Annotated in this window: 6 protein-coding genes and 1 pseudogene; 3 read left to right on the top strand and 4 right to left on the bottom strand. The window is 66.6% G+C overall.

Annotation, left to right across the window (positions count from 1 at the left end; all coding sequences use genetic code 11):
* Positions 1-486 precede the first annotated feature (486 nt).
* Positions 487-1,032, top strand: a complete 546-nt coding sequence (locus tag C1I93_RS27900; RefSeq protein WP_181445365.1) for a barstar family protein — start codon at positions 487-489, stop codon at positions 1,030-1,032.
* Positions 1,033-1,505: 473 nt separating this feature from the next.
* Here the strand turns inward: C1I93_RS27900 and C1I93_RS27895 are convergent.
* The 4 genes and pseudogenes from C1I93_RS27895 to C1I93_RS33135 form a co-directional block, all read right to left on the bottom strand.
* Positions 1,506-2,297, bottom strand: a pseudogene (locus C1I93_RS27895) (IS5 family transposase); the annotation flags it as partial.
* A gap of 170 nt (positions 2,298-2,467) precedes the next feature.
* Positions 2,468-3,088, bottom strand: coding sequence for an IS630 family transposase (locus C1I93_RS27890; protein WP_223256786.1), 621 nt, complete (start codon positions 3,086-3,088; stop codon positions 2,468-2,470).
* Positions 3,052-3,285, bottom strand: a complete 234-nt coding sequence (locus tag C1I93_RS32105; protein WP_223256787.1) for a helix-turn-helix domain-containing protein — start codon at positions 3,283-3,285, stop codon at positions 3,052-3,054. The genes C1I93_RS27890 and C1I93_RS32105 overlap by 37 nt, the downstream gene beginning before the upstream one ends.
* Entirely contained in the window at positions 3,213-3,542 is a 330-nt protein-coding gene (locus C1I93_RS33135; protein WP_212808354.1) for a helix-turn-helix domain-containing protein, read from the bottom strand. Before C1I93_RS33135 ends, C1I93_RS32105 begins: the two co-directional genes overlap by 73 nt.
* 188 nt (positions 3,543-3,730) lie before the next feature.
* Between C1I93_RS33135 and C1I93_RS27880 the strand changes: the two genes are divergently transcribed.
* Together C1I93_RS27880 and C1I93_RS27875 are read left to right on the top strand one after the other, a co-directional pair.
* Positions 3,731-4,192 carry a hypothetical protein gene (locus C1I93_RS27880; protein ID WP_223256788.1) on the top strand — a complete coding sequence of 154 codons (462 nt, stop codon included), beginning with the start codon at positions 3,731-3,733 and terminating at the stop codon, positions 4,190-4,192.
* The gene (locus tag C1I93_RS27875) at positions 4,185-5,027 is read left to right on the top strand and encodes a TRM11 family SAM-dependent methyltransferase (RefSeq protein WP_111246249.1); all 843 of its coding nucleotides are present in this window, start codon (positions 4,185-4,187) and stop codon (positions 5,025-5,027) included. The genes C1I93_RS27880 and C1I93_RS27875 overlap by 8 nt, the downstream gene beginning before the upstream one ends.
* The last annotated feature ends 292 nt before the right edge of the window (positions 5,028-5,319 follow it).

Genomic DNA, 5,319 nt, shown 5'->3' with positions numbered 1-5,319 from the left:
GAAGGACCACTTCGTATCGGGGTTCTGCGTCTTTTCTCCGTACCCCGCCTGATCTGGCGCGTCCGACGCCTACCCGGCATTCCGGACAGCTACTGACTGCTACCGCCTGCTTGCGCGGAATGGCTCATTGTGTGGCCGACATGGCGGGGCGTCCGGCAGCCCTGGTGGAGCGGGAGTAGTAGAGGGGCCGGCCCCCGCCAAGGCGTTCGACATGTTGGATAAGGTAAAGAGCAGGGCTGGCGGTATCGGTAAGGTGCCGGGATATGAGGGTAATGGGAGTTGGGCCAACAAGGCTGGCGATCTGCCCGGAGGTGCATATCGCGAATGGGACGTCAACGCAACTGCTGACTTGCCTGTCTGCTCCTTTGCGGGCTGTACAAGGCCGATTCGTGGCGGCGAAAGATTGTTGACGCCTAAATCGGGATCAGGGTCGGTCTATTGCACGCCCGACCATTACGGAACCTTCTATTATGTCGGGGAATATCCGTGATCAAGCCGTTCGACTCATTTGATCTGCAATCACCGGTCGAGCCATGGGTGGTGATTGCTCAAGCTGACGACCAACTGGTCCATGAGCAGGTAAGAGGGCTTGCGCCTGGTGGCGTGATCCGGAAGCTCGACTCCAGGATGATGACCGACGTGGCTGGCTTGTTCGCTGAGTTCGCGGAGAAGCTCAGTTTTCCCTCGTATTTTGGCCACAATTGGTATGGGCTCGTAGACTGCCTCGATGATCTTCATGGTAGTTGGCATGGGAAGCGATGTGTTGTCGTTGTCGTGGAGGACGCTGACGGCCTGGTCGAAAAGGACTTTTTTCCGCTGTTCATTGCCCTGCTTTGCGAGGCTGCAGAGCGCGCCAATCTATCGCTCGACGCGGATGGCATCCCCCGAGGCCGACCTCCGTTTCCGCTTCATTTTGTGTTCCTCTTGAGGCGCTGTGAACCGCGGGAGGTGGCTGAGAGGCTGGGAATTCGAGACGACATATTCATCCGCCAGTCTGAGGGTCGTCTGCTTGTTTGGTCGCAATCCGAGTGACGCTACTGTGCGTAGTCGAATGGTCGCCTGCGGGCGCGGATGGCAGATACGGTGCGCTCGCGTTGCCGTCACGGTTGCCGTCACGACGCAATTTAAATCGGCTGTGATCGATGTGTTGCCAATGGCTTCGGCAGTGGAGTGGAGTGGTCGCCGTCCGGCTCAGCGGCACAGATGAAGGCGGGCGTGCGCGCGGGGGCCGTAGGCCTGTAGCGCGTGCGCGCGGCCCCGGCTTCGGCCGGGGCCGTTCTTGATTACGTGAAGCAGTTTTGGACCAGCGCCGCCATGGTCAGGTCGTCGGATTGCGGGGGCGACGAGTTTTCTTGGCGGCCGGCGGATCGGCGGTCGGCTCGTCTTCCGCGCTGCCGGGGCGGCAGAATGCGGCGACGCCTATAACGCAATACAGTGGCCCTGCTATCCGAATGGATCGAGCTGATCATCGCCAGATCTATTCAACTGGTAGCTTAGAGCGTGTCTCAGGTGGTGAGTTTGAGGTAGCGTTTGTGGCAGGTCAGGGCGGCGGCGAGGGTGACGAATGCGCAGTACAGGCCGGGATCGCGTTCGTAGCGGATGGTCAGCCGGCGGTGGCCGGTGAACCAGGCGAAGGTCCGCTCGATGACCCACCGGTGTCGGCCGAGGCGGTTGGCCGACTCTATTCCGCGTCGGGCGATGCGGGGGCGGATGCCGCGCTGGCGGAGCATGCGGCGCAGGTGGGGGTAGTCGTAGCCCTTGTCGGCGTGCAGCTTGTCCGGGTGTCGGCGCCGGGGACCACGGCGGGAACGGACGGCGGGAATGGCTTGGACGAGGGATTCCAGGCAACGGCTGTCGTGGGTGTTCGCCGTCGACACGCCCACCGACAGTGGCAGCCCGCCACGCTCGGACAGGGCGTGGATCTTGCTGCCGGGCTTGCCTCGGTCGACCGGACTCGGATCGGTCAGAGCGCCCCCCTTTTTTTGCCCGCACGTAGGCGGCGTCCGCAGTGGCCCGGGACCAGTCGATCAACCCTTGCGTGCCGAGTTGGTCCAACGCGGCGACGTGCAACCGGCGCCACAGTCCGGCGGCCGTCCACGCTTGGAACCGGCGATGCGCGGTGGCCCTGGACACCCCGAACCCGGGCGGCAGATGCCGCCAGGCGCAGCCGGTGGTCAGCACGTACACGATCGCCGCGAACACCGCCCGTGCGTCGATCGGCGGCGTCCCTCCGCCCTGCCGACGCCGAGGCGGTGCAGGGATCAACGGGCGGCCAGATCCCACAACTCGTCAGGCACTCACTGCTGGATCAACCGTTCGTCCATAGTGGAAACGATCTACCACGAAGAACGACCGGCCGCCACCTGAGACACGCTCTTAGTGCCGACAGCGGTGTCTTCGATGCGCCGTTCGATCGTTCTCTCCACCCGCCGGAGTCCTCCCGTGTCGACACTACAGATCTTGGATGCTAGGTGGAGTTGGGTTCGATGGTCAGGCCGGTGTGGGTCAGGAAGCTGTCGAGCAGGTCGGGGCGGTACTGGATTCGCTTGAGCCGGTTCCGGATGATCGATAGGAGGTGGTCGACGCCGCGGACGGCGAGGTTGCCGATGCTGCGCTTGAGGTGGGACCACACCTGCTCGGTGGGGTTGAGGTCGGGAGCGTAGGCGGGCAGGCGGATTACGTGCAGCCAGTCCCGGGCGGCGATCATCTGCCGCATGGCGGCGCTGATGTGGGTGTTGAGGTTGTCCCAGACGAGGACGATCGGCCCGCGGAGTTGCTGGTGCGCGGCATCCAGCAGGGCAATGTAGTCGGTCTCCCCGAAGCTGCGGCGTTCGTTCTTGCGACCGCGGTGGATGATCGTGCGGTAGATCAGCCGAGGACGCTGGCCGGGCTTGTAGCAGACCAGCCCGGCAATCGAGACTCGCCCGGATCCCCTGCCGGACACCGGAATCTGTGGAGTGTGACCGCGTCGGCCCCAAGTGCGAGCCTTCGGTGGGCGCAGCGTCTGACCGGCCTCGTCCTCGAAGCAGATCCACGCGTCGCGCTGCGCCGCTACCGTTTTCCCGCCGGCCACACCTCCCGCCGCCACGTCGCGACCGCGGCCTCGTCGCGTTCGACCGGCCGGTGCGCGGGAATCTGCACCGACCAGCCGATACGGTGCAGCAAGTACGACGTACCGCGCAGCGTGTAGCGGGTGCGGAACATACGGGCGATCAAGTCCGACACCCGGGCCAAAGTCCAGCGCTGATCCTCGCCGAAGCCGTGCGCCGCCGGACCCTCGTCCAAGGCGTCGGCCAGCCGCCGCAGCCGGGGCTCGTCAAGGCGGCAGCGGGACCCACCAAGCCCCTTTGAAGCAAGATCGTCCTCACCACCGGCCCGCCACCGCTACGCCACCCGTACACCGCGGTCTGCGACACCCGCAGCCTGCGGGCGATTTCCGGCACCGACACCCCCTGAGCGAACCACCCGGCCGCCTGCCGCCGCACCGCCTCACGCTTCGCCCGCCCCCGCGCGGACAACCCTCCTCCGTCGGAATACCTCATCACCCCGGCCTACAACGATCACCGGCGAAGATAACGCCGACACGCCGGGCCATAGTGGACGAACCTGGCCTTTCAAGATCTGTAGCAACCCACGCCGCGCACCCATCCCCGTCGGGGATGTGGTGGCCGGTGACCCGCCCGTGCCGATCACCGTCTGGCCGGTCCCCGCCCCTGACAGGGGCGAGACCATGTCCAACGCGATGGGCGTGCGGCTGGTCCACAACCTCACCCACCCCGCCGACCTGATCATCGACCTCGCCCTGGGACCACAGATGGCCCGCGCGGTCATCGCCGCGCACCGCCGCAGCCAACTGGACGCGCCCCGGCAGCTCGGCTGGGGCCGGGAGCCGGCGACGCTGATCGTCACCGGCTGGCCCCTCGACGACGCGACATCGCCGGGCGAGTTCTTCACCCGCTGCCGTACGAGCCTCGTGCCGGGCGGGTGTGTGGCGGTGCTGCTGCCGCACGGCGACCTCGTCCTCCCGGTCGATGTCATCGTTGCCGCAAAGGGGGCGGAATTGGCGTACCTGCAGCACATCGTGGCGGCCGACCGGCCACCACGACCCGGCCAGCGCACGCAACTCGACATCCACACCGACGTCCTGATCCTGACCTGCACCACGACGCAGCCGGGCGGTGCCGATGACTGATGAGCTGCCGATTACCTCCGTATGGCTGACCTGCCAGCAGCCGGCCCGGGACCAGCGGCGGGGCCGTTACGTGCCGCAGACCTCCAGCCGCCCCGGCAAGATGCTGCCCCACCTCGCCGCACACGCCATCAACTCCTACACCGCACCGGGGGACCTGGTGTTCGACCCGATGTGCGGGTCCGGCACCACCCTCGTGGAAGCCATGCACCTCGACCGACACGGAATCGGCATCGACATCGAACCCCGCTTCACCACCCTGGCCGTAGCCAACGTCTCCCTCGCCGCGTCGCAGGGCGCGGCCGGGTCGGCGCAGGTGTTCACCGGCGACGCCACCCGCCTGCTCGATCTGGTGCCGGCGTCGGCGGTCGGTCAGGTGGGGCTCGTGCTCACGTCCCCGCCGTACGGGCGCGGAACCCACGGGCTCGTACGGACAACAAGCACCGGGGTACGCAAACGGGACCACCTGTACGGGGACCGGGAACGCGGCAACCTCGCCTACGGCGGCTGGTCCCGTCTACTCGACGGCTTCGCCACAATCCTCGCCGCCAGCTACCCAGTGCTGCGTCCCGGCGGGACCGTGGTCGTCACCTGTCGACCTGTGCGGCGCCAGCGCAACGACCTGATCGACCTGCCCGGCCAACTCCTCGCGGTCGCCCAGTCCGTGGGGCTGGTACCGGTGCAGCGGTGCGCGGCGATGCTCGCCGCCGTCCGCGACGGACAGATCGTGCACCCGGCCAACTTGTTCGGCCTCCTGGCCGTCCGCAGGTCTAGAGACGACGGCATCCCCGTGCACCTCATCGCGCACGAAGACGTGCTGGTCCTACGCCGCAGCTAAAGGTCCCGACAGGAGCACGGTTTCTCGACCTGACAGCGAATCATCCCTGACCTGTGGGCGGGCGGCGGCCCGCCCACAGGTCTCATGGCTGTCCTCTGCTGCCAGTTACGGATCCGCCAGCTGCCAGCCCGAGGCGGGCCCAGCGGTGCCGCAGGACCGACAGCATGTCCCGCACCGGGTTTGATGGAGACATCGAAACCTGGGAGGAACACCAGCGATGCCCGCACCGAAGAAGTACAACGATGAGCTGCGTGAGCGTGCGACCCGGTTGGCGGTCGAGGCCCGCCGGGAC

The sequence above is a fragment of the Micromonospora endophytica genome, from assembly GCF_003236305.1.
GTDB lineage: Bacteria > Actinomycetota > Actinomycetes > Mycobacteriales > Micromonosporaceae > Micromonospora > Micromonospora endophytica.
Note: the sequence above shows the minus strand (reverse complement) of the source record. Positions and strands in the feature narration are given on the sequence as shown.

What these genes read in the sequence shown, in the direction of transcription:
- C1I93_RS33135 (WP_212808354.1), bottom strand. Translation starts at nt 3,542, where the DNA reads ATGAGGTATTCCGACGGAGGAGGGTTGTCCGCGCGGGGGCGGGCGAAG.
- C1I93_RS27880 (WP_223256788.1), top strand. Translation starts at nt 3,731, where the DNA reads ATGTCCAACGCGATGGGCGTGCGGCTGGTCCACAACCTCACCCACCCC.
- C1I93_RS27875 (WP_111246249.1), top strand. Translation starts at nt 4,185, where the DNA reads ATGACTGATGAGCTGCCGATTACCTCCGTATGGCTGACCTGCCAGCAG.